General features: G+C 33.2%; 18 protein-coding genes, 5 tRNA genes, 1 other RNA gene and 1 pseudogene. 5 read left to right on the top strand and 20 right to left on the bottom strand.

The window, feature by feature from the left end:
* Nucleotides 1–2: 2 nt before the first annotated feature.
* The 11 genes from nusG to rpsU all read right to left on the bottom strand — a co-directional run bounded on the left by nusG (nucleotide 3) and on the right by rpsU (nucleotide 4,339).
* A complete protein-coding gene (nusG, locus tag FUA25_RS05105; RefSeq protein WP_147755828.1) occupies nucleotides 3–545 on the bottom strand; it encodes a transcription termination/antitermination protein NusG in 543 nt (180 codons plus the stop codon).
* Nucleotides 546–559: 14 nt separating this feature from the next.
* Nucleotides 560–763, bottom strand: a complete 204-nt coding sequence (gene secE / locus FUA25_RS05100) for a preprotein translocase subunit SecE (protein WP_147755827.1) — start codon at nucleotides 761–763, stop codon at nucleotides 560–562.
* A 12-nt stretch (nucleotides 764–775) separates the two neighbouring features.
* A tRNA-Trp gene (locus tag FUA25_RS05095) sits at nucleotides 776–846 on the bottom strand.
* Between the two features lie 53 nt (nucleotides 847–899).
* Nucleotides 900–2,087: an elongation factor Tu gene (gene tuf, locus FUA25_RS05090; RefSeq protein WP_147755826.1), complete on the bottom strand. Its 1,188-nt coding sequence runs from the start codon at nucleotides 2,085–2,087 to the stop codon at nucleotides 900–902.
* Nucleotides 2,088–2,341: 254 nt separating this feature from the next.
* Nucleotides 2,342–2,413: transfer RNA gene (locus FUA25_RS05085), tRNA-Thr, on the bottom strand.
* A gap of 48 nt (nucleotides 2,414–2,461) precedes the next feature.
* Nucleotides 2,462–2,534, bottom strand: a tRNA-Gly gene (locus tag FUA25_RS05080).
* 83 nt (nucleotides 2,535–2,617) lie between these two features.
* Nucleotides 2,618–2,700, bottom strand: a tRNA-Tyr gene (locus tag FUA25_RS05075).
* Nucleotides 2,701–2,716: 16 nt separating this feature from the next.
* A tRNA-Thr gene (locus FUA25_RS05070) sits at nucleotides 2,717–2,790 on the bottom strand.
* Between the two features lie 102 nt (nucleotides 2,791–2,892).
* Entirely contained in the window at nucleotides 2,893–3,183 is a 291-nt protein-coding gene (locus tag FUA25_RS05065) for an HPF/RaiA family ribosome-associated protein (protein ID WP_147755825.1), read from the bottom strand.
* Nucleotides 3,180–4,067 (bottom strand): tyrosine-type recombinase/integrase, encoded by an 888-nt coding sequence (locus FUA25_RS05060; protein WP_147755824.1) that lies wholly within the window; start codon nucleotides 4,065–4,067, stop codon nucleotides 3,180–3,182. Before FUA25_RS05060 ends, FUA25_RS05065 begins: the two co-directional genes overlap by 4 nt.
* 74 nt (nucleotides 4,068–4,141) lie before the next feature.
* Nucleotides 4,142–4,339, bottom strand: coding sequence for a 30S ribosomal protein S21 (gene rpsU / locus FUA25_RS05055; protein ID WP_147755823.1), 198 nt, complete (start codon nucleotides 4,337–4,339; stop codon nucleotides 4,142–4,144).
* A gap of 126 nt (nucleotides 4,340–4,465) precedes the next feature.
* On the opposite strand from rpsU, the gene ssrA reads away from it, so the two are divergent.
* Nucleotides 4,466–4,865: a transfer-messenger RNA gene (gene ssrA, locus FUA25_RS05050) on the top strand.
* A 564-nt stretch (nucleotides 4,866–5,429) separates the two neighbouring features.
* Here ssrA and FUA25_RS05045 read toward each other — a convergent pair.
* Nucleotides 5,430–5,678, bottom strand: coding sequence for a tyrosine-type recombinase/integrase (locus FUA25_RS05045; protein ID WP_027387421.1), 249 nt, complete (start codon nucleotides 5,676–5,678; stop codon nucleotides 5,430–5,432).
* A 358-nt stretch (nucleotides 5,679–6,036) separates the two neighbouring features.
* On the opposite strand from FUA25_RS05045, the gene FUA25_RS05040 reads away from it, so the two are divergent.
* The 3 genes from FUA25_RS05040 to FUA25_RS05030 all read left to right on the top strand — a co-directional run bounded on the left by FUA25_RS05040 (nucleotide 6,037) and on the right by FUA25_RS05030 (nucleotide 8,960).
* A complete protein-coding gene (locus FUA25_RS05040) occupies nucleotides 6,037–6,930 on the top strand; it encodes a LysR family transcriptional regulator (RefSeq protein WP_027387422.1) in 894 nt (297 codons plus the stop codon).
* A gap of 77 nt (nucleotides 6,931–7,007) precedes the next feature.
* Nucleotides 7,008–7,973 (top strand): YeiH family protein, encoded by a 966-nt coding sequence (locus FUA25_RS05035; protein WP_027387423.1) that lies wholly within the window; start codon nucleotides 7,008–7,010, stop codon nucleotides 7,971–7,973.
* Between the two features lie 12 nt (nucleotides 7,974–7,985).
* On the top strand, nucleotides 7,986–8,960 hold the full coding sequence (locus FUA25_RS05030; RefSeq protein ID WP_202967110.1) for a YncE family protein: 975 nt from the start codon (nucleotides 7,986–7,988) through the stop codon (nucleotides 8,958–8,960).
* An 830-nt stretch (nucleotides 8,961–9,790) separates the two neighbouring features.
* Here FUA25_RS05030 and FUA25_RS13385 read toward each other — a convergent pair.
* The 4 genes from FUA25_RS13385 to FUA25_RS05015 form a co-directional block, all read right to left on the bottom strand.
* Complete coding sequence (locus FUA25_RS13385) at nucleotides 9,791–9,925, bottom strand: hypothetical protein (protein WP_262483825.1); 135 nt, start codon at nucleotides 9,923–9,925, stop codon at nucleotides 9,791–9,793.
* A gap of 838 nt (nucleotides 9,926–10,763) precedes the next feature.
* Nucleotides 10,764–12,413, bottom strand: coding sequence for a hypothetical protein (locus FUA25_RS05025; protein ID WP_128414577.1), 1,650 nt, complete (start codon nucleotides 12,411–12,413; stop codon nucleotides 10,764–10,766).
* Nucleotides 12,414–12,417: 4 nt separating this feature from the next.
* Nucleotides 12,418–13,059 carry a hypothetical protein gene (locus tag FUA25_RS05020; RefSeq protein ID WP_147755822.1) on the bottom strand — a complete coding sequence of 214 codons (642 nt, stop codon included), beginning with the start codon at nucleotides 13,057–13,059 and terminating at the stop codon, nucleotides 12,418–12,420.
* A 69-nt stretch (nucleotides 13,060–13,128) separates the two neighbouring features.
* The gene (locus FUA25_RS05015) at nucleotides 13,129–13,683 is read right to left on the bottom strand and encodes a hypothetical protein (RefSeq protein WP_147755821.1); all 555 of its coding nucleotides are present in this window, start codon (nucleotides 13,681–13,683) and stop codon (nucleotides 13,129–13,131) included.
* A 176-nt stretch (nucleotides 13,684–13,859) separates the two neighbouring features.
* Between FUA25_RS05015 and FUA25_RS05010 the strand changes: the two are divergent.
* Nucleotides 13,860–14,353: pseudogene (locus tag FUA25_RS05010) on the top strand (helix-turn-helix domain-containing protein).
* A 102-nt stretch (nucleotides 14,354–14,455) separates the two neighbouring features.
* On the opposite strand, the gene FUA25_RS05005 reads toward FUA25_RS05010, so the two are convergent.
* The 4 genes from FUA25_RS05005 to FUA25_RS04990 all read right to left on the bottom strand — a co-directional run bounded on the left by FUA25_RS05005 (nucleotide 14,456) and on the right by FUA25_RS04990 (nucleotide 18,772).
* Complete coding sequence (locus FUA25_RS05005; RefSeq protein WP_147755820.1) at nucleotides 14,456–15,988, bottom strand: SulP family inorganic anion transporter; 1,533 nt, start codon at nucleotides 15,986–15,988, stop codon at nucleotides 14,456–14,458.
* A gap of 561 nt (nucleotides 15,989–16,549) precedes the next feature.
* Complete coding sequence (locus tag FUA25_RS05000; RefSeq protein ID WP_147755819.1) at nucleotides 16,550–17,161, bottom strand: hypothetical protein; 612 nt, start codon at nucleotides 17,159–17,161, stop codon at nucleotides 16,550–16,552.
* Between the two features lie 20 nt (nucleotides 17,162–17,181).
* The gene (locus FUA25_RS04995) at nucleotides 17,182–18,330 is read right to left on the bottom strand and encodes a relaxase/mobilization nuclease domain-containing protein (protein WP_147755818.1); all 1,149 of its coding nucleotides are present in this window, start codon (nucleotides 18,328–18,330) and stop codon (nucleotides 17,182–17,184) included.
* A complete protein-coding gene (locus FUA25_RS04990; RefSeq protein ID WP_027377087.1) occupies nucleotides 18,323–18,772 on the bottom strand; it encodes a plasmid mobilization protein in 450 nt (149 codons plus the stop codon). Before FUA25_RS04990 ends, FUA25_RS04995 begins: the two co-directional genes overlap by 8 nt.
* Between the last annotated feature and the right edge of the window lie 115 nt (nucleotides 18,773–18,887).

Raw genomic sequence — 18,887 nt, 5'->3', positions numbered from 1 at the left:
TGTTAAACTTTTTCTACCTGCATAAAGCTGAGTTCCATTGGAGTCTTTCTTCCGAAGATCATTACTGAAACTTCGATTTTCTTTTTGTCTTCCTGGATTTTTTCAATTGTACCGTTGAAACCGTTGAAAGGGCCATCGACCACTTTCACATTTTCGCCTACCACAAAAGGGATCATGGTTTCTGTAGCGAACTCCGAAAGTTCATCCATTCTGCCGAGCATTCTGTTCACCTCAACTTTACGCATCGGTACAGGCTCGCCGCCTTTGGTTAAACTTAAAAATGAGATAACGCCTGGAATATTCTTGATGATGTGAGGGATCTCTCCCACTAAGTTTGCTTCCACCATCAGATATCCCGGATAATAAGGTTTTTCTTTTGGTACTTTCTTCCCGTTTCTCATCTGGATCACCTTCTCCATAGGAATCACTACCTGAGTCACGAAATCTTCGAAACCATGATGTTTCATTTCGTTCTCAATATAGGTCTTCACCTTATTTTCCTGTCCGCTGATGGATTTCAGAACATACCATTTCAAATCACTCATGTTGGAAAATAATTTTAATTGAACAGTCCGATTAAAATGGACAATATATTAGCAATTGATTTGCTGAATAATGAATCTATACCCAGCGTAAACAAAGATAAAATTACGGTAGCCACGGTAACAACGATTGTTGAAGACTGAAGCTCTGGCCATTTTGGCCATTCCACTTTATCTTTAAATTCGGTATAAGAACCTTTTACAAAATCTACTAAGCTCATAATCTGTATTTGCACGGGCACAAGGATTCGAACCCTGATCAACGGTTTTGGAGACCGGTATCCTACCATTGGACGATGCCCGTAGTTAAAAAAGTTCCGCAAGTTTCCCTGCGGAACTATAATATTGGTTTAGAAATTAATCTAAGATTTCAGTTACCTGACCTGCACCAACTGTTCTACCACCTTCTCTGATCGCAAATCTAAGACCTACGTTAAGAGCGATTGGCTGCAACAATTCTACAGTAATTGTTAAGTTGTCTCCTGGCATTACCATTTCTACACCTTCTGGTAAGAAGATTTCACCTGTAACGTCAGTGGTTCTTACATAGAACTGCGGACGGTATTTGTTGTGGAATGGAGTGTGACGTCCACCTTCTTCTTTTGAAAGAACATAAACCTCAGCCTTGAATTTTTTGTGTGGAGTTACAGAACCTGCTTTCGCGATTACCATCCCTCTTTTGATGTCAGTTTTTTCAATACCTCTCAAAAGGATCCCTACATTATCTCCAGCTTCACCTCTGTCAAGGATTTTTCTGAACATCTCTACTCCAGTTACAGTTGATGTTAATTTTTCATCGCCCATACCTACGATATCTACAGCATCACCAGTATTGATTACACCTGCTTCAATTCTACCAGTTGCAACAGTACCTCTACCTGTAATAGAGAATACATCTTCAATTGGCATCAAGAATGGCTTATCCTGATCTCTTACCGGCAATTCGATCCAAGTATCAACAGCATCCATCAATTCGTCGATTTTAGCAACCCAAGCTGGATCACCGTTCAATGCTCCTAAAGCAGAACCTTGAATAACCGGAGAATTATCACCGTCATATTCATACGTAGAAAGAAGATCTCTTACTTCAAGTTCTACCAATTCCAATAGTTCAGCATCATCAACCATATCTACTTTGTTCATGAATACCAATACTCTTGGTACATTTACCTGACGACAAAGAAGGATGTGCTCTCTTGTCTGAGGCATAGGTCCGTCAGTAGCAGCTACTACAAGAATAGCTCCGTCCATTTGAGCAGCACCTGTAACCATGTTTTTCACATAATCGGCGTGACCAGGACAGTCTACGTGAGCGTAGTGTCTGTTTGCAGTTTCATATTCAATGTGTGCAGTATTGATAGTAATACCTCTTTCTTTTTCTTCCGGTGCAGAATCGATAGAAGAGAAATCTCTTGCAGTTCCGAATCCTTTGTCAGATAATACTTTACTGATTGCTGCAGTAAGTGTTGTTTTACCATGGTCAACGTGACCAATAGTACCAATGTTCAAGTGGGGTTTGTTACGATTAAACGTTTCCTTTGCCATGATTTAAATTATTTATTTTATTATTATTATTTAATTTTTCGGTGCGCAAATATAATCATTTTTTGAATATCAAAAATCTTTTTCATTTAAAAAAGTTTCAATATTCAAAATTGATAAAAGTGCACCCTATTAATACAGAGAGATTTGGACTGCAAATTTAAAAAAAATATTCTGTTCCTGAAAATTATGAAATCAAAATTTGATTCTGCAGTTTCTTCAAAAAAAAATCTCCCAAAAATTGAGAGATTTAACAGAGCCAACTATGAGATTTGAACTCACGACCTCTTCCTTACCAAGGAAACGCTCTACCCCTGAGCTAAGTCGGCGGAAATTTTAAAAAAAAATCACAATCCGCGTTGGTTGTGATTTTTGTGAGCGGAAGACGAGGGTCGAACTCGCGACATTCAGCTTGGAAGGCTGACGCTCTACCAACTGAGCTACTTCCGCATTTTTGTTTACAAAAACTGTTGGTAAACGGTTTGCAAATTTAAGATATTTTTCAAAACCTGCAAATTATTTTTTATAAAATGTGGGGAGAGTAGGATTCGAACCTACGAAGTCGTAAGACAGCAGAGTTACAGTCTGATCCATTTGGCCACTCTGGAATCTCCCCAATTTTATAAAATATGAGCCTCCAGAGGGACTCGAACCCACGACCTGCTGATTACAAATCAGCTGCTCTAGCCAACTGAGCTATGGAGGCAAATAGATTTCAAAAGAACACTTATCTCTTTTTGCGAGTGCAAATATAAGTGAGTTTTTTTGGAATCTACAAATTATTTTTAAAAATTTTTAAGATTTTATTTTAAGCCAGTTCTTTTTTCTTGATTAGCAGCTTTTTAGCAACTTCAGCGCACTGATCCAAACTTTCCTCAAAACTTGCAGAGGTCTTTTTTACAACGATATCCTCGCCCGGAACGGCTAAAATAATCTCGGCAGTCTTATTTTCTTTGTCTGATTTGTTCTCTACTTTCAGGAAAACTTTGCATTCAACAATCTTGTCATAATAATTTTCAAGCTTTCCTAACTTTTTGTCAATATGTTCTTCAAGCGGTGCGTGTGGCGTCAATCCTATTGACTGTACTGAAATTTTCATAAATCTACATTTTTTTTAGCTCGCGGATGAGCTTCGTTAAACACTTTTTTTAATTGATCTATATTGGCATCGGTATAAACCTGGGTGGATGCCAGAGACGAATGCCCCATTAATTTCTTAATTTTCGAAATCTCGGCCCCATTCTCCAGAACATGTGTAGCAAAACTGTGCCGAAGTATGTGCGGACTGATTTTTTCTTTCGAACTTACCAGACTAAGGTAATTATTAACGGCAAGATAAACAAATTTCTCTGTAAGTTTTTTGCCTTTTTTATTGATAAAGAAGTACATTACGTTCTCTTTCAAGGGCTTCCTCGTCTCGGAATATTTCCTGAAACTTTCAGCCAGAGATTCTGAAAAAGGAATGATGCGTTCCTTGTTCCTTTTCCCGGTAACTTTTATTTCATTTTTGGTGTAATCTACATCATCAATGCGCAGATGGATGAGTTCCGCTTTCCGCATTCCGGTCTGATACAGCGTTTCAATAATAAGCTCCTTTAATTCATCCGGTTTTTGCGCTTCCGGAATATTTTCAAAATCGTTCATTTCTTCCGTCGAGAAAGGAATCTGTTTGTGAGGAAAAAATTTCAGGGTTTCTACTCCTTCCGTTGGCGAGGTTGAAATCTCGCGAATCCGCAGCAAGAATAGGAAAAAGCTGCGAAGCGTAGATAGTTTTCTGTTGATGCTCCTTTTTGAAATTCCTTTTTCACTTAAATGATACATGAAATTTTTGATCATTTTCCTGTCCACCTGAGAAAAATTCTGGTGCCCTTCGGTTTCTAAAAGAAAAGAAGAAAAATCCTCGAGATCTTTCCTATAACTCGTCACAGTATGCGGCGAATATCTTTTTTCAACGGAAATGTAATCAATATATCTCTCCAGCATTTTAAACAAAAAAAATCATTTCCCAAATATAACTATTTGAAAAATGATTTATTATTCGGGTTAAAAGAATATTATTAAGCCTGCTCCTCTTTGCTCAGATTTCTCTGCTTATGAGCTGCTTTCAGTTTACCCTGTCTCAGGGTTACAGAAGGCTTGTTAAACTGCTGTCTGCTTCTTAGGGCACGTACAACACCTGTTTTATCAAATTTTCTTTTGTATTTTTTTAACGCTCTGTCGATAGACTCTCCGTCTTTTACTGGAATTATTAACATAATTTACATCTCATTTTGGATTGCAAAAATACAATATTTTTTTAAACAGGCAATATCTGCGGAAATATTTTGAGCATTTTTCGGATTGGTCTGAAATTTTCATTAAATTTGCAGTCTTATTTAAATGGGGTTGACTGGTTTCGACAGCAAGACCAATGGGTAAGTTAGCATGCAGAGAACCGTGACGCGATCTCTTTAATCCCTTGTCACAAAATTTTAACTGGCGACCAAGAGTTTGCTCTTGCAGCTTAATCCGAATCATAGTAGGATTTAGCGCTTTTCCTGAAGATAGTAAGGAAACAAGATATCCCGCAGAAGTTCTGTTTCGCGACGTCTGATTCCGGGGTATAGCAATGCGGAAATAAGGTTTTGGAAACTTCGGCCAAAACTCGAAAACCTCAGAAGTTAAGCTGTAAATTGGGTGTCTGTTCTCTGTTTTCAGTCGAAAATCAATAATAGAATAAGCATGTAGAAGACTTATGTATTGCTTGTTTGGACGAGGGTTCGAATCCCTCCAACTCCACTTAAAACCCTGTAAATTATTGATTTACAGGGTTTTTTATTTTTGGGTGCTAGATTAGGTGCTAATATTAAATATAGGATATTTCTCTTATATGAAAAAATTTGAGGCAAAGATTTATTCTTATCACTAAAAGGAAGTCGTTTTATCTAATAGAGTATCTGTTGAGGCCTTTTACTTTTCCCCCATAGAAACCATTTAGCAAAAATTCACCAACAAATCTACATTCTTATTGAAGTCTAAGTATAGAGCCCTCGAATAAATTCTCTACTGTCTTTACAAATAAAAGTTCCTTCTGGGGTACTTAAAACTCTCTGTAACTACTGTTAACAAAGAGTTTTTTATTTTAAGGGGGAACAAAAAGGGGAATACGATATTTGAGATTTCTAATTTGTGCTATATTCAAATATTTTCTTTTAATAGACTTACTTTGTTTTTAGTTCCGTCTTGGAACTTATGGCTCATAAATTTACTATTAAAGAGATATAGTATCTTTCTCTTTAATTTATCTTTATTTCCTTTAGACTGGCGGATCAGCAGGAGACGATCTTTAGTTTTGATATCAGAGATCTACAATTCCAACACCTCGCTAAGACGCAGACCGCACGAATATATTGTGGTAAGAATAGCTTTATGTTTTAAATTCTCCGTAGCATCCAATACCTGTTTCACCTCTTCAAGGGTAAGAAATTTCGGTAATTTATGTTCTTTGCGTTTGGGATAGAGATGTTTTAAACTGATCTGGCGGTTGAAGATTTCCTTATAAAATTTGGTAATAGTGGCGATCATTGCTTTTTGATATGATTGCCCTATCTTCATCTTGTCGACAAGCCAGACAATAAAATCTTCAAGTTGTTGTTAGGTTATATTTTCCGGTTTATGTTTGGAAGATAATTTAAGAAAATAGCTGAGATGTGAAGCGTAGGTCTTAATACTTTTCTCGGCATATCGTTGCATTCGAAGGATCACTATGAATTGATCGGTCAGATTTTCATTCATCATATAATTGCGTTTATCCAAAAATTATTCAATATTTAATCAACTAACAAACAGAATCTTAAATAAAATATATAAAAGAATAAGCGCAACATTATATATTTCGTATTGGCGCAATGCGTATATTTAAACCCTTGGAGAACTCAAGAAAAAATGAGTAAAATAACTTAATCCTATAATAATGTTTGATTTTCGTTTACAAGTATTTCACAAAGTAGCAAAACGACTTAATTTTACAAAAGCTGCCGAAGAATTATTTATTACGCAGCCAGCAGTTTCAAAACACATACAAGAAATTGAAAGTTTTCTGAAAACTAAACTTTTTGAAAGAAATGGCTCAAAGGTAAAATTAACAAAAGCAGGAATTATATTATTTTCTCATACCGAAAAAATATTTGAAACCTATCGTAATTTAGAATTTGAAATTAATTCTCTTTCTCAAAATTTCAACGGAAAATTAAGAATTGGTGCGAGTACAACAATTGCTCAATATCTTTTACCTGAAATTTTAGCATCGTTTCATAAAAAATTTGACCAACTTATCGTTTCTTTAGAAGCTAATAATACAGAACAAATTGAAATTGCGCTGCAAAAAAATGAAATTGATTTGGGTATCATAGAAGGAAAATCCAAAAAAGCCTATCTAAAATATACCGAATTTGTCAAAGACGAAATTGTTTTAGTTTCAAATAGCACAAATCCTCTCTCAAAAAGACAGAACATTACTATTGATGAGCTAAAAAACATTCCTCTCTTGTTTCGCGAGCAAGGATCAGGAACACTAGAAGTAATTGCACATCATTTAAAATCTTTGAATGTAAAAATTTCAGATTTAAAAATTGAAATGCAATTAGGCAGCACTGAAAGTATTAAAAACTATATACTTCACAGCAACACTATGGCTTTTATATCATTACATTCCATATACAAAGAACTTAGAGAAAATAAATTTACAATAATAGATGTTCAACATTTGTCTATCGAAAGGAATTTTTACTTTATCCAACAACAAGGTCAAGTTGAGGCTTTACCTGAATTATTTATGAAATTTGCCAATCATTATAACTTTAAGTAATGACGCATAACTTTTTACAATTTCCAACATATCCTTTATTTCAAGAAATTTGTACTAACAATAATATATAAAGTAAGATGGAAAATCAAAAAGGATTCAAAAATTTATTAGACAAAAGTATAACCACTAGAGAAGTGATTTTTTTATTAGCAGTTGTACTCTGCTTGTCTCCATTAATATCACCGCCGATTGCCTTACTTATGGGTTTAATAATTGCGCAATTTATTGGACATCCATATTTACATCTAAATCATAAAGCAACTCATATATTGTTACAGGTTTCTGTTGTTGGTTTGGGCTTTGGAATGAATGTTACAAGTGCATTAAAAGCGGGTAAAGAAGGTATTTTATTTACAATAGTTTCTATTATTGGAACATTAGTAATTGGTTTCTTTATGGGTAAGTTTTTAAAGATAGAAAAAAAGACTTCTTATTTAATATCAGCTGGAACAGCCATTTGTGGTGGAAGTGCTATTGCTGCTATTTCTCCTGTAATAAAGGCAGAGGAAAAACAGATATCGGTTGCATTAGGAACCATATTTATTCTAAATTCTGCAGCCTTATTTTTATTTCCTTTTATTGGGCATCAGTTAAATTTATCACAATCACAATTTGGAATGTGGTGTGCAATTGCTATTCACGATACCAGTTCAGTTGTAGGTGCAGCAAGTAAATATGGTCCGCAAGCTTTAGAGATTGCTACAACTGTTAAATTAGCACGAGCATTATGGATAATTCCTGTTGCTTTTTTATCAACTTTTATTTTTAAAAATAAAGAAAGTAAAATAAAAATTCCTTACTTTATTGGATTATTTGTTCTTGCAATGATTGCAAATACCTATATTCCTTTTGTTCAACAATACAATCATTATTTAACTAATATTGCAAAAGCAGGATTAACGCTTACCTTGTTTTTAATAGGATGTGGATTGAACAGAAAAACAATATCTTCTGTTGGATTTAAACCATTAATTCAAGGTGTAATTCTATGGGTGATTATAGCAACTGCTGCACTTTGGGCTGTAACAACTTTAACAAACTAATAAATTAAAAATATGAAAAATGAATTCAAAATTGGAATGTTAATACTATTCTTTAGTATTATTGCTACCAAAACTCAAGCGCAACAAATCTTTGACGGTAACATAAAAAATAATTCTTTAGCAATAAGTCCAACCGAAAATATTGCATTAGCATCAAACAGCGACGTAAATTTCGTAAGTGTTTATAATCTAAAATCTCATAAATTAATAAAAAAGATATTTGGATTCATTAGTCCAAGAAACATCATTTTTTCGCCTGATGGAATGAAGTTTTACATCACTGACAGCAGTACCGGATTTTTAACTGTACTGGAAACAAAGAAATTTAAAATCATTGAAAAATATGCGGTAGGCTTTGGAGCATTTGGTTCAGCAATTAGCAACAATGGTCAAGAAATTTATATTAATAATGAGGCAACAAATACCGTAACGGTAATTGACCTTTCAAGTAAATCGGTAAAAAAAATAATAACAGGTTTTGCCGAACCAAGACAAGGTATTAAATTAAACGCAACAAATACAAAGATTTACGTGACCAATTTTGCCAGCGACGCTATTTCGGTTGTGGACGCAGCAACTTTAAAAATCGATACAACTATTACTGGTTTTAGCAAAATAAGAGCTATCTCTATTACTAAAGATGGTGAAACATTATTTGCTGCTAATAGTGGTTCCAATTCCATTGCAGTAGTTAATTTAAATACAGGTATAATCGCTCAAACAATTTCTGTAGGCAAAGATCCTTATGGCGCATCATTATCTTCAGATGAAAACATTTTATTGAGTGGAAATAAGGAAGATAATTCTCTTTCAATAATTGATGTATCAACACTAACTAATATTGGAGTGATAACAGGATTTAATGAACCAAGACAAGCGATTGTTTACTCTAAAAACGGTAAAAATGTATTTGTACTAAACAAAGATTTATCTATTAGTGTAGTTAATCTTTCTGAAAAGAAAATAATATATAGTATTCAGAATTAATAAATTTCCTAAAAAAGGTAAAAGGGCTATCCACTAACAGCCGTTTCTCGCAATTGCGAATTTTGTGGTAAGTTCTCGTTTGCGTTTCGCAAGAATTTTTATCTTTAACAGAAAATAAAAAGTTCCGAACTTGGCAACTGACGAGAAGCGGCGGAACCTTAACCACTTTTTAACAACACAACTGAAAGTGAAATTTTCGCCATACATATACGAACCAGACAAAAGTATTGAGGTTTACCGAAAAATATTTTGAGGACAATCCCGAAGTTAAAAAACGTGTTGAAGAATTAGGATGATTGAATTTTATTCTAATTTGAAAGGCGAATTCATATTCGCTTTTATAAATACAGACAAAGAGTGGTTAGCTTTTACATTATTTTGTAGTTCAATTTTAGCCATTTTTTTAATAATTTTTTGGAACAAGAGAAGCAAGGATAAGATTTTAATATTTGGATACATTTTGTTTTGATATGTTTCTTTTTAGTCGGATGTTCTTTTATAATGTTATTGCTTTTATTACCAAGAACATTTGGATTATTAATGTCAATAGCAATTATTGGGTTTACTTTGATTTACTGAACACTCTATAACTGGTAGTGGTATTAGCTATTATTACAATTAGTGTACATTTCTTGAAGCAATTTTTTCGCAGATTTGTTTTTATTCTTTAATCATTTTCGCCATTTTAAAAGTCTGTATTTTTATGAATAGAGTTGAAAAAATAACCGTGAAATTAAAATAATCTCAAACAACGATCGTTTTTCTGTAAAAAAACATAATTCAGTGAAATAAAAAGATCAGAAGTCCAACCTGATCTAAAATTAAAACGGTTAATCCTCCGCCTCAATCCCCATTTTAAAAGATTCATATTCAATGAATCCCTTAAATTTTCTCTTTCCGAGAATTCCCACTGTGAAAAGGATAAACAATCCGATCACCACTACAATACTAAATGTACTAATCATAATTTAAAAATTTATTTTGTTTTAATTAATTTGTCTCTATTATAAATATTAACGTTATTCTCAAAAGATCACTTTTGGAGAAAACTTTTTTAAACAATTTTATTGCTCAGGGTTTTCATCCGGAAAAACTGCCGGCACTAAAATACAAGCCATTTAACCTTTTGCCTTTTTGATTAATTTCTCTTTTCTATCTTTGACCTTACTAAAAGTAAGTTTGCTAAATTCCTCCAGCTCCTCTAAAAAAATCAATGCTCAAACTTCCAAAGTCAAATATTTTCTGAAAGGACATAAATTATCACTTCTCTGTAATTAATATTAATAAAGGCTTTACATATTATTTCATAACTTTAAATAAAGTTGTGATGCACTATTTATAATTTGAAGATAAATTTTCGCAATACAGTCTGTTCTGCAAGATATCGACACCCGTTAAAAACTTCTTTTAAACCAAAATATCTTGATATATGCCACAAAAAAAGCCCCTCGCAGTGCGAGAGACTTTGTCTTCGATTACGAAGGTAAGGAATACTTTAATACAAAGCAAAAGCATTGATTTTAAAATTAAAATCCACTATAACACTATTTTATGGGTCTACTATTAAGTTCTTATTTTTCTACACCTTCAGTAGTACGTTTTGTTGATCACTTGATACCATAATATTCAAATAGAAAAGATTTAAGCCTACTTCTTGACGCAATTTTACACATCCTTTTCTGTCTCTTCCATTATTTTCACCTCTTTTTTTGTATAATCAAATCTACGGTCGGTTGGAGCTGAACTTATGCTCCCTAAAATTGAAAATCGGTGAACACTACCACCGATTTTTACATTCAATTACTACATATGTAGTTCAGATGTAAATTTTTCAAAATCCTTTTTTATTTTATCGATAAATCCTTCTTTTTTGACCAATTCATCAAGTTCATTCATCAGCTTTTCCACAAGAGTTTTCATTTGATCCACTACTTCCTTATCAAGACAAGTAAACTTATGGCGCAGAATCTTATGGTATTCCAAAGTTGGAATAATTTTCAGCAGGAATCCATCAAATAAATATTGATAGCGTATCAGATCAGGATTGCCGTATAGACATAGTTGCCACAATGATTGAAAGGACAAATAATTAGGCATATAGCAAAGCTTTACAAAAATGTAGGTTCTGCAAAACGAAAGGAAGAATAAAGCGAAAAGAAAAGGTATTCCCTGATGGTTTCCGCTTTCATTTCCAACAATAGCTAAAAACTGTAAGCCATTGCCTTTTGCTGATTTATAATAACAATTCAGGTCTTGTTCCAGAATATATGGAAACTGCCAATGTGGCTCAGGATGATATTGATTAGAAGCATAAATCCTGTTTTTACCCTGCATTATGTTTGCAAAGAAATTTTGGTATTTGTATAGGTGTTGCTGAATCCAATATCGGTCGTGACTGATCAATACAAAATCATATTGTTTCCCAGATTTATTTCTGAGATAATACTGTATATCTTTCAGTTTTTCGTTACTCACATTATGAGCAATTACGAGCAGATAATAAATCTTACTATTACCGTATGTAGATTTATGAAATAGGTAAATCTCTTCTGTATTTTCAGATTTTACAATTACTTCAACCGCCTTATCAAGGATTTTATCATTCTGATGTACCAAATCATCCGCTATTTCCGTATGTATTGCAATATTACTAGTTGATTTTTTGATGTGTATTTTTAACTCTTCTAAGCGTATTTCTATCATCCTGAAAATACTTTCTTCTGCAATGCCGATGGCTTCAAAGAATTCATTATCATACATAAGTTCATCCTCACGAGCTGACATTTTTGCTTTGTCAAATAAACTGATCAGATAGTACTCCTTTCCATTTTGTTTTATAAAATATTTTTGAATCTCAGGAGCGTAGGGTATTAAATGATAAATACGCTCGTGCAGGTTTTTTGTATCAGAGGAAGATCCTTTATATAGATTTTCAAGATATTCCAAGTCATACCTAATCACCTTTTCATAGCTGAGGAAAACACTTACAAACGATTCATCCTTAATAAATTCACGGGTTTGAGACAGCAATATATTGTGATCGTTGTAAAATCTTTCCTTATAATTTTCAAACTTTTTATTAAACTTCTTCCAATTTCTGTCAATCAAAAGGTGATTTCCAAACTGCTCATTTTGATATATCAAGGCTGATGGTTTGCAGTAAAATTCGACAAAGGGATGTCCTGAATCAAACTTTTGATGGAGTTGAGTATTGTAAAATAAATGGATGTGTACTTTATGTTCAGAGTAGGCTTTTTTGATCCAGTGTTTTTGTTTTAAGTTATCAATATCCGTCTTGTGTTCCAAATGTATAATTAGATGGGAATCCTGAGAATGTATGCTTTTGTTATAAAATATCTGAATGATAATATAATTTTGGTTAAGCTGTTTGATGGCATCTTCTAAAAATTCGTTTTCGAGTTTTGAGAATAAAAGTTGATTTGAAGTTTTCATTTTATTAAATTTTTGAGTTGTGATTTTCGACATTAAAGTAGAAGTAAATAGCCTCAAGAAACACTCGGATTAAGGAGAACCACACCATTAAATCAATATACTCCTGTAATTCTTTATCTTTCTCAATTTTTAGAATATCATCAATAGTAAAATCTGGATCGCCAATCTTTTTGAGAAATTTTTGGTAGTATTCTTCGCCAGTAACAGAGAGGATACCCAGAAAAAGCTCTTTTAAATAATCATCCAAAGGAATTGAACTAATGATATAGTTTTCGGCTTGATATGAATTACTATTTTTAGTTTCCTTCAAAGGAAGGCTATTGCCAAATTCATCTATAAAATCGGTAAAACTTGAGACCAAAAATTGCAGGCAGGTAAGTAATCCGGCAATCTTTAAACTATGTGGGTCAATATTTGGAATTTCAACATTTCCTGAAAACATTTCTTTGATACTATACTTTTGTATCAATCTAGGATATCGGTCAAAAAGTACATTTATGTCTTCACTTCCCAATTTATCCATAAGTAGATAAATACCTTTATTAAGTTCATCTATCTGCCTCTCATCTGACAACAATTTAAAAGTTATATCAACCTTTTCCATCGAGTCTATGATTCTTCCGATTGTTTTTTCTTTATCTCTCATATTAAAATTTTTTAGTGAAATAAAGTTGGTCAGTAATTGTCAGGTATCTAATGCTTTTCAAGGGATAAATTATTCTGAGGATGTGGTTTTTTTATCCTTTATTTTCTTTACGCCTCTTTCACGAATGATCTGCGCTGAATCAAGCATTTTATTAAGATGGATAAAAAGAGTAACGATATTTGTTTCAGGTTCATCAGAATATGCACCTAATGAGAAATAAACAATCTGCGTATTGAAATACTCAAATTCTTGTAGAGTAAACTCTTTAAACGCCTTTTGAAAGACAAGAAACGGATTGCGGTATTCTTCATCCGAAAGCGAACCTTGAAGTAATCTGGATGGAAACTTTGGGGGACGTTTCACTTTCCATCTTTTTGCTTCGAATTGTAATACATAACTTGCCCTAATAAATGAGCGCATACAGAGGTAATAATGAAAGATGAGCGAAGGATCATCCTTCATCAGTACTTCGCATTTCGTTGAATAGTTGATCACATCATTTAGTCTTTCTCTTACAGCGGACAGAAAATCCATCTGAAAAAATGCATCTATCAGTGTCAAACAGGAATGCTTTTGATGGCTGTCCCAGAACTCAGCTTCAAAATCTATCTTCTTATTTTTCATAATAATTATATTTTTATTAATACGAATTACTACTTTCAAAAGTGGATAATCAATACAGAAGTTGGATATTATATATACTGAAATGGATATTTTACAGGATAATTTTTTAACTTTACCATTCAGACGAATTAATAGAAATGGTTTTATCTTTAAGCCTTTAAAATTTGATAACTGCTATGGAACAGAAAATACATCAGGGAAGAAATGTAAAACGCTTTAGAGAGATGCTAGGTATTAAACAGGAAGCTTTAGCTCTTGACTTGGGTGATGAATGGAATCAGAAGAAAATTTCTTTGTTGGAGCAGAAAGATGTGATCGAAGAAGATCTTCTAAAAGCCATTTCAAATGCCCTTAGAATTCCAGTAGAAGCTTTTCAGAATTTTGATGAAGAGCAAGCGATTAATTTTATTTCAAACACTTTTCACGATAAGACTGTCAAGTCTTTGACCACAATTTCAGAAGCATCAAGTGTTTCCTGCGCCGCATTTTTATAAGCTTTTATCAAACCTGAAACACCACGCAGGGTTTGATTAACTACAGCCCCACTTTTAACAATAATTCTATTGATAAATTAGTGCAGCTTCACGAAGAAAAGATTGCCCTTTATGAAAGAATGCTGAAGGAAAAAGATGAAATGATGGATAGGCTTGAAAAGCTTATTAACAAATAAAATATAAGTAATTCGGGATAATTACTTTTTCATTGGAAAGGCTCAACATATTGTTGAGCCTTTTTTAATAAAAATAATAAACTATTTTTTTACTATTCAACATTATTTAGACATCACTTTATAAGATGGATCTTCATAATGATTAACTTCAATAAAACCGCTGGCATTATCTAACAGCTGAATACAATCAGGACTAAGATGCTTCAGAACTACTTTTTTGTTGTAAGTCCTATATTTTTCAATTACTTTTTTCAAGGCTTCGATGGCTGACATATCTACTACACGGGATTCCTTAAAATCAATGATTATTTCATCGGGATCGTTTGATGCATCAAATTTATCAATAAATGCTGTGGTGCTTCCGAAAAATAGCGGCCCATAGATCTCATAATTTTTCATTCCATTGACATCAATGGATTTTCTCGCTCGGATTCTTTTTGCACTGTCCCAAGCAAAAACAAGTGCTGATATAATTACACCGATTAAAACCGCTAATGCTAAATTATGTAAAAGTACCGTTATAATCGCTACTAGAATTCCGACAAAAATATCTGATTTAGGCATTTTGGTAATGATACGGAAAGAGATCCATTCAAATGTACCTATGGCTACCATCATCATAACTCCTACAAGTGCAGCCATCGGAATTTGTTCGATAACAGATCCACCTGCTAAAATAATAATCAAAATTGTTACAGCTCCAACAACAGCAGAAATTCTGGTTCTAGCACCGGCGTCAATATTTACTAAAGTTTGTGCTACCATAGCACAGCCTCCCATTCCTCCGAAAAATCCATTAGTTATGTTGGCAACACCCTGAGCACAAGCTTCCCTGTTAGAACGACCTTTTGAATTGGTAATCTCATCCACCATATTTAATGTCAATAAAGATTCAATCAATCCAACACCTGCCATAATTGCAGCATAAGGAAAAATGATTTTTAAGGTTTCTATACTAAATGGAATATTTGGAATATGAAATGAAGGTAGTGAGCCACTAACTGATGCTATATCAATTACTTTTTTAGTGTCAATGTTAAGAAAATAGACCAAGCCAAAGACAACGATAATGGCAACTAGTGATGACGGGACTGCTTTCGTGATCTTAGGAAAAATGAAAACGATGGCAATTGTTAAGAGTGTGAGTCCCGCCATTATAGATAATGCAGATCCCTCCATCCAAGAGCTGACGCCATTATTGACCACTTTAAATTGTGATACCTGCGCCATAAAAATAATGACTGCAAGACCATTCAAGAAACCGTACATCACAGATTGTGGTATAAGTCGTACAAATTTCCCAAGTTTTAGAACACCAACCAAAAGCTGAATAATCCCCGCTAAGACAACGGCTGCAAAAAGGTATTCAACACCGTGAGAGGAAGCTAACGCAATAAGTACAACCACTGTTGCACCAGCTCCACCTGAAACCATACCTGGTCGACCACCTAGAAATGCAGTAACAATTCCCATTAAGAATGCAGCATATAAGCCTGTTAAGGGAGATAATCCTGCCAAGATAGCAAATGATAGCGATTCAGGGATCATTGTCATTGCTACTGTAAGTCCGGCTAAGACTTCATTTTTTATATTGATATTTTTTAAAGACTGAAAATTAGAGAATCTATATTCCATTTTATAATGATTATAGTTATCCCATAGCAAATTATGGGATTGTATTAAAAGTATATTTTAAAGTATATGAAGGATTACCCAAAGATAGTTTTGGGTATAGAATGAATTATCAGCCTGCTAAATTAAGGCGGTGTAACTTGAGAAGATGTAGTTCTGAATAATTTCATAAGATGTTGCAAAAGTACATTTTTAATGTATTAATTACAAGTCTAAACTTGAAATGTTTTTCTTAATGACGTATGATAATCGTATTTTAGTAGGCTTGTAGAGACCATTGTAGTTGCTTTTTCTTTCTGTTTTTAGTACATTGGAGTCTCAGAATTTACATTCACCTGTACGAGAATGTGGCATCACAGATTAATATTACGGTTTTTCAAGGATTTGTCCAATCGAGTACTTCTGGTGGTATATAACTATTTTTATGTGTTGTATCTTCTTTAATAACTACAAATACAGCGTTATCTGCTCCTCTACAAAATATATTTAATAAGATGAAAGGTTTTGAAAATGATTTTGTCCATCTTAATTATTCTTTTGGAATATGGATCAATGATAATTTTCTCATCTATTTTCCTTACTAGCTACAAATCCATCTTTGAATCTTAAAAAATCTTCCGCTTTTTTAGGATTGTTCTTGATCCATAATTGCATTATTTGAGTGTTTTCTCTCAAAATTGTTATCTCATTTTCATCGTAGATTTTTTTTCCTTCATCAGCAATTTCATTTAAAATATCTTGACGCAATTCACTTTTGGCTTTAATGCTTTCTTTGTACCAATTAGTTGCGAAATTAATGGAGACGATCAGTACTAAAACCGCAAAGACAAAAACTCCAATTCCGCTCCAAATAAATTTCTTCTTCCATCGTATATTCTTTCCAAAACCGTCCAAATAATCTTTAGCTTCTTTTGAAAGAACTGTTTCTACCTGAGTAGGAATACTGTCCAGGAATTCAACTCTTTTGGTTTGCTCTACTTTCATAAAGGCTACAGTTTCATTATTGGTCGACTGTCCATCTTCAAAACTGATCTGTACTTCGTTCAACAGGGTCGTATGGTCTTCAATGGCAAACTGAAGTTTGATATTTTGTTCAATATTTTCCTTGTTTGATTTGATCACGTTTTCTAAAAGTTCCATTCCATTACTTTTAGATTCTTTACTTTCATTTTCCATATTTATTTTTTAATTTTTGATTATCGTCTTAATTTTCGCTTCTTTTTCCAGAGCTCATCTTCGTCCTGAGAAACATAGGTTGGATTAAGGAAGTCACCTAATAATTTGCCTGCAATTTCTATTAAGCTTTCATTTGTTTCTTTTTTCAAAGGATTACCTGCGTCATTATTTACACTACTTTGACTTAATGATTTTACCAGATCACCAAGGTCAGAATCTATTGAAGAAAGAGAGAATCCAACATTTTTCCGGAAAAAAAATCCGTTTTTGTTTTGACTATTATTAATTTCATTTATCCATATATCTTTAATTTGATTTTTTTGACCAGCTTTAAAGTCTCCGTTATATTGGATCTTTACAGAAAATCCCTTTTGTTGGAGATTTTCCCGAAACTCCTTTAAGTTGTCAGCATTTCTTTGTACTTCCCTAACAGCTTGTTTCATTTTAAATAGAGATTTTATTTCAGAGATTTTCAATTGATTTGAAATTTCAGATAATTTATACCCAGCTTTATAAATCCTTTCTGTCTGAAAATTTTTGTCTTTTTCCATCACAATTCGCATTCCCGAAATCCCGTCTTTTACATTTGAAGACAATTGAATTTCAAAACCTTTTTTCTTCATTTCTGAGATCAGATCATCAAAATTATCTTTTGACCTGATAGCTTCGGTCAAGCTTTTCAGCATCTCAGCTTTTTTTTGAGTTCCAATTTCAACATCGGTTAATAATCCTTTCTCTTTGCAAACTTCTCTGACAGCTTCACCAAATCTCTTTCCGATATCGTGTGCTTTCACAGTGCACCTTCCCGAAAAATCAATCCTATTGGCGACAAAATGAATATGCTTATGTTTTGTACTGTTATGAATATCCAGTCGATATTGATTTTTGTTTGTCAAACCTACTTTTGCAAGAGCTTCTATCGCAATTCGTTTGAATTCTTCATCCTTCAATTTTCTACCGATCTCGTCCGGTTGAGAAATATAACCAGTCAATGCCCATTTCTTCACTTTGGTATTTCTTTCAGCTACGGTTTTCATTTCGTTAAACTGACCTTCAGCAGTGTCACTCAAAAGATAATTCGAAGCAACCATTTCTGCTGATCCTTTATCGTTTGCATTGTATTCCAAAGCAATTTTTGTAATGGTTCTTGTGGTTGCCGAATTATTCATTTTTCTGAATTTTTATATATAAATATTGATGAATTAATTCGATCAAATTTTCAATTCTCATCAAGATTTCTTTCTTATTTTCAATAGCATTCCATTCCCGATTTCGTAAAAGGTTGGTGATTTTTTTGAAATGGGCTCCGTATTGAAGTAAGACTTCATCAGTTTGAAATTCATTGATTTTTAGTTCTTTTTCGAACAAAATATTCCGGATATAAGTGGACAATTTTAGAGGATGTTTTTCTTGCTTTTGAAGTAGAATTTCATATTCAGAATTGGTCATTCGTATTGAAATAACTTTGTCCAATTTTTTATTTTCTTTGGTTTTCAAACCACCTTTACGACCTAATTCCTGAAAATATTTTTTTCTCTTTTCCTGAGCAATCTTTGCTTGATTTTCTTTGGCTACCTGGTGTATAAATTCTTGTAAAAAGTCTTTTTCCATTGTATTAATTTTGGCGTATTTAAAAAAAACATTTCTGACGATAGGAAGAAATCAAAAATCCCAATTTTGCAATCAGCGGATACGCTTATTGTAAACTTTGGGTACTTTTTGCACT

Source organism: Chryseobacterium sp., assembly GCF_008014695.1.
Classification (GTDB): domain Bacteria; phylum Bacteroidota; class Bacteroidia; order Flavobacteriales; family Weeksellaceae; genus Kaistella.
This window is presented reverse-complemented; position numbering and strand designations above follow the sequence as displayed.

What these genes read in the sequence shown, in the direction of transcription:
- nusG (WP_147755828.1), bottom strand. Translation starts at nt 545, where the DNA reads ATGAGTGATTTGAAATGGTATGTTCTGAAATCCATCAGCGGACAGGAA.
- secE (WP_147755827.1), bottom strand. Translation starts at nt 763, where the DNA reads ATGAGCTTAGTAGATTTTGTAAAAGGTTCTTATACCGAATTTAAAGAT.
- tuf (WP_147755826.1), bottom strand. Translation starts at nt 2,087, where the DNA reads ATGGCAAAGGAAACGTTTAATCGTAACAAACCCCACTTGAACATTGGT.
- FUA25_RS05065 (WP_147755825.1), bottom strand. Translation starts at nt 3,183, where the DNA reads ATGAAAATTTCAGTACAGTCAATAGGATTGACGCCACACGCACCGCTT.
- FUA25_RS05060 (WP_147755824.1), bottom strand. Translation starts at nt 4,067, where the DNA reads ATGCTGGAGAGATATATTGATTACATTTCCGTTGAAAAAAGATATTCG.
- rpsU (WP_147755823.1), bottom strand. Translation starts at nt 4,339, where the DNA reads ATGTTAATAATTCCAGTAAAAGACGGAGAGTCTATCGACAGAGCGTTA.
- FUA25_RS05045 (WP_027387421.1), bottom strand. Translation starts at nt 5,678, where the DNA reads ATGAAGATAGGGCAATCATATCAAAAAGCAATGATCGCCACTATTACC.
- FUA25_RS05040 (WP_027387422.1), top strand. Translation starts at nt 6,037, where the DNA reads ATGTTTGATTTTCGTTTACAAGTATTTCACAAAGTAGCAAAACGACTT.
- FUA25_RS05035 (WP_027387423.1), top strand. Translation starts at nt 7,008, where the DNA reads ATGGAAAATCAAAAAGGATTCAAAAATTTATTAGACAAAAGTATAACC.
- FUA25_RS05030 (WP_202967110.1), top strand. Translation starts at nt 7,986, where the DNA reads ATGAAAAATGAATTCAAAATTGGAATGTTAATACTATTCTTTAGTATT.
- FUA25_RS13385 (WP_262483825.1), bottom strand. Translation starts at nt 9,925, where the DNA reads ATGATTAGTACATTTAGTATTGTAGTGGTGATCGGATTGTTTATCCTT.
- FUA25_RS05025 (WP_128414577.1), bottom strand. Translation starts at nt 12,413, where the DNA reads ATGAAAACTTCAAATCAACTTTTATTCTCAAAACTCGAAAACGAATTT.
- FUA25_RS05020 (WP_147755822.1), bottom strand. Translation starts at nt 13,059, where the DNA reads ATGAGAGATAAAGAAAAAACAATCGGAAGAATCATAGACTCGATGGAA.
- FUA25_RS05015 (WP_147755821.1), bottom strand. Translation starts at nt 13,683, where the DNA reads ATGAAAAATAAGAAGATAGATTTTGAAGCTGAGTTCTGGGACAGCCAT.
- FUA25_RS05005 (WP_147755820.1), bottom strand. Translation starts at nt 15,988, where the DNA reads ATGGAATATAGATTCTCTAATTTTCAGTCTTTAAAAAATATCAATATA.
- FUA25_RS05000 (WP_147755819.1), bottom strand. Translation starts at nt 17,161, where the DNA reads ATGGAAAATGAAAGTAAAGAATCTAAAAGTAATGGAATGGAACTTTTA.
- FUA25_RS04995 (WP_147755818.1), bottom strand. Translation starts at nt 18,330, where the DNA reads ATGAATAATTCGGCAACCACAAGAACCATTACAAAAATTGCTTTGGAA.
- FUA25_RS04990 (WP_027377087.1), bottom strand. Translation starts at nt 18,772, where the DNA reads ATGGAAAAAGACTTTTTACAAGAATTTATACACCAGGTAGCCAAAGAA.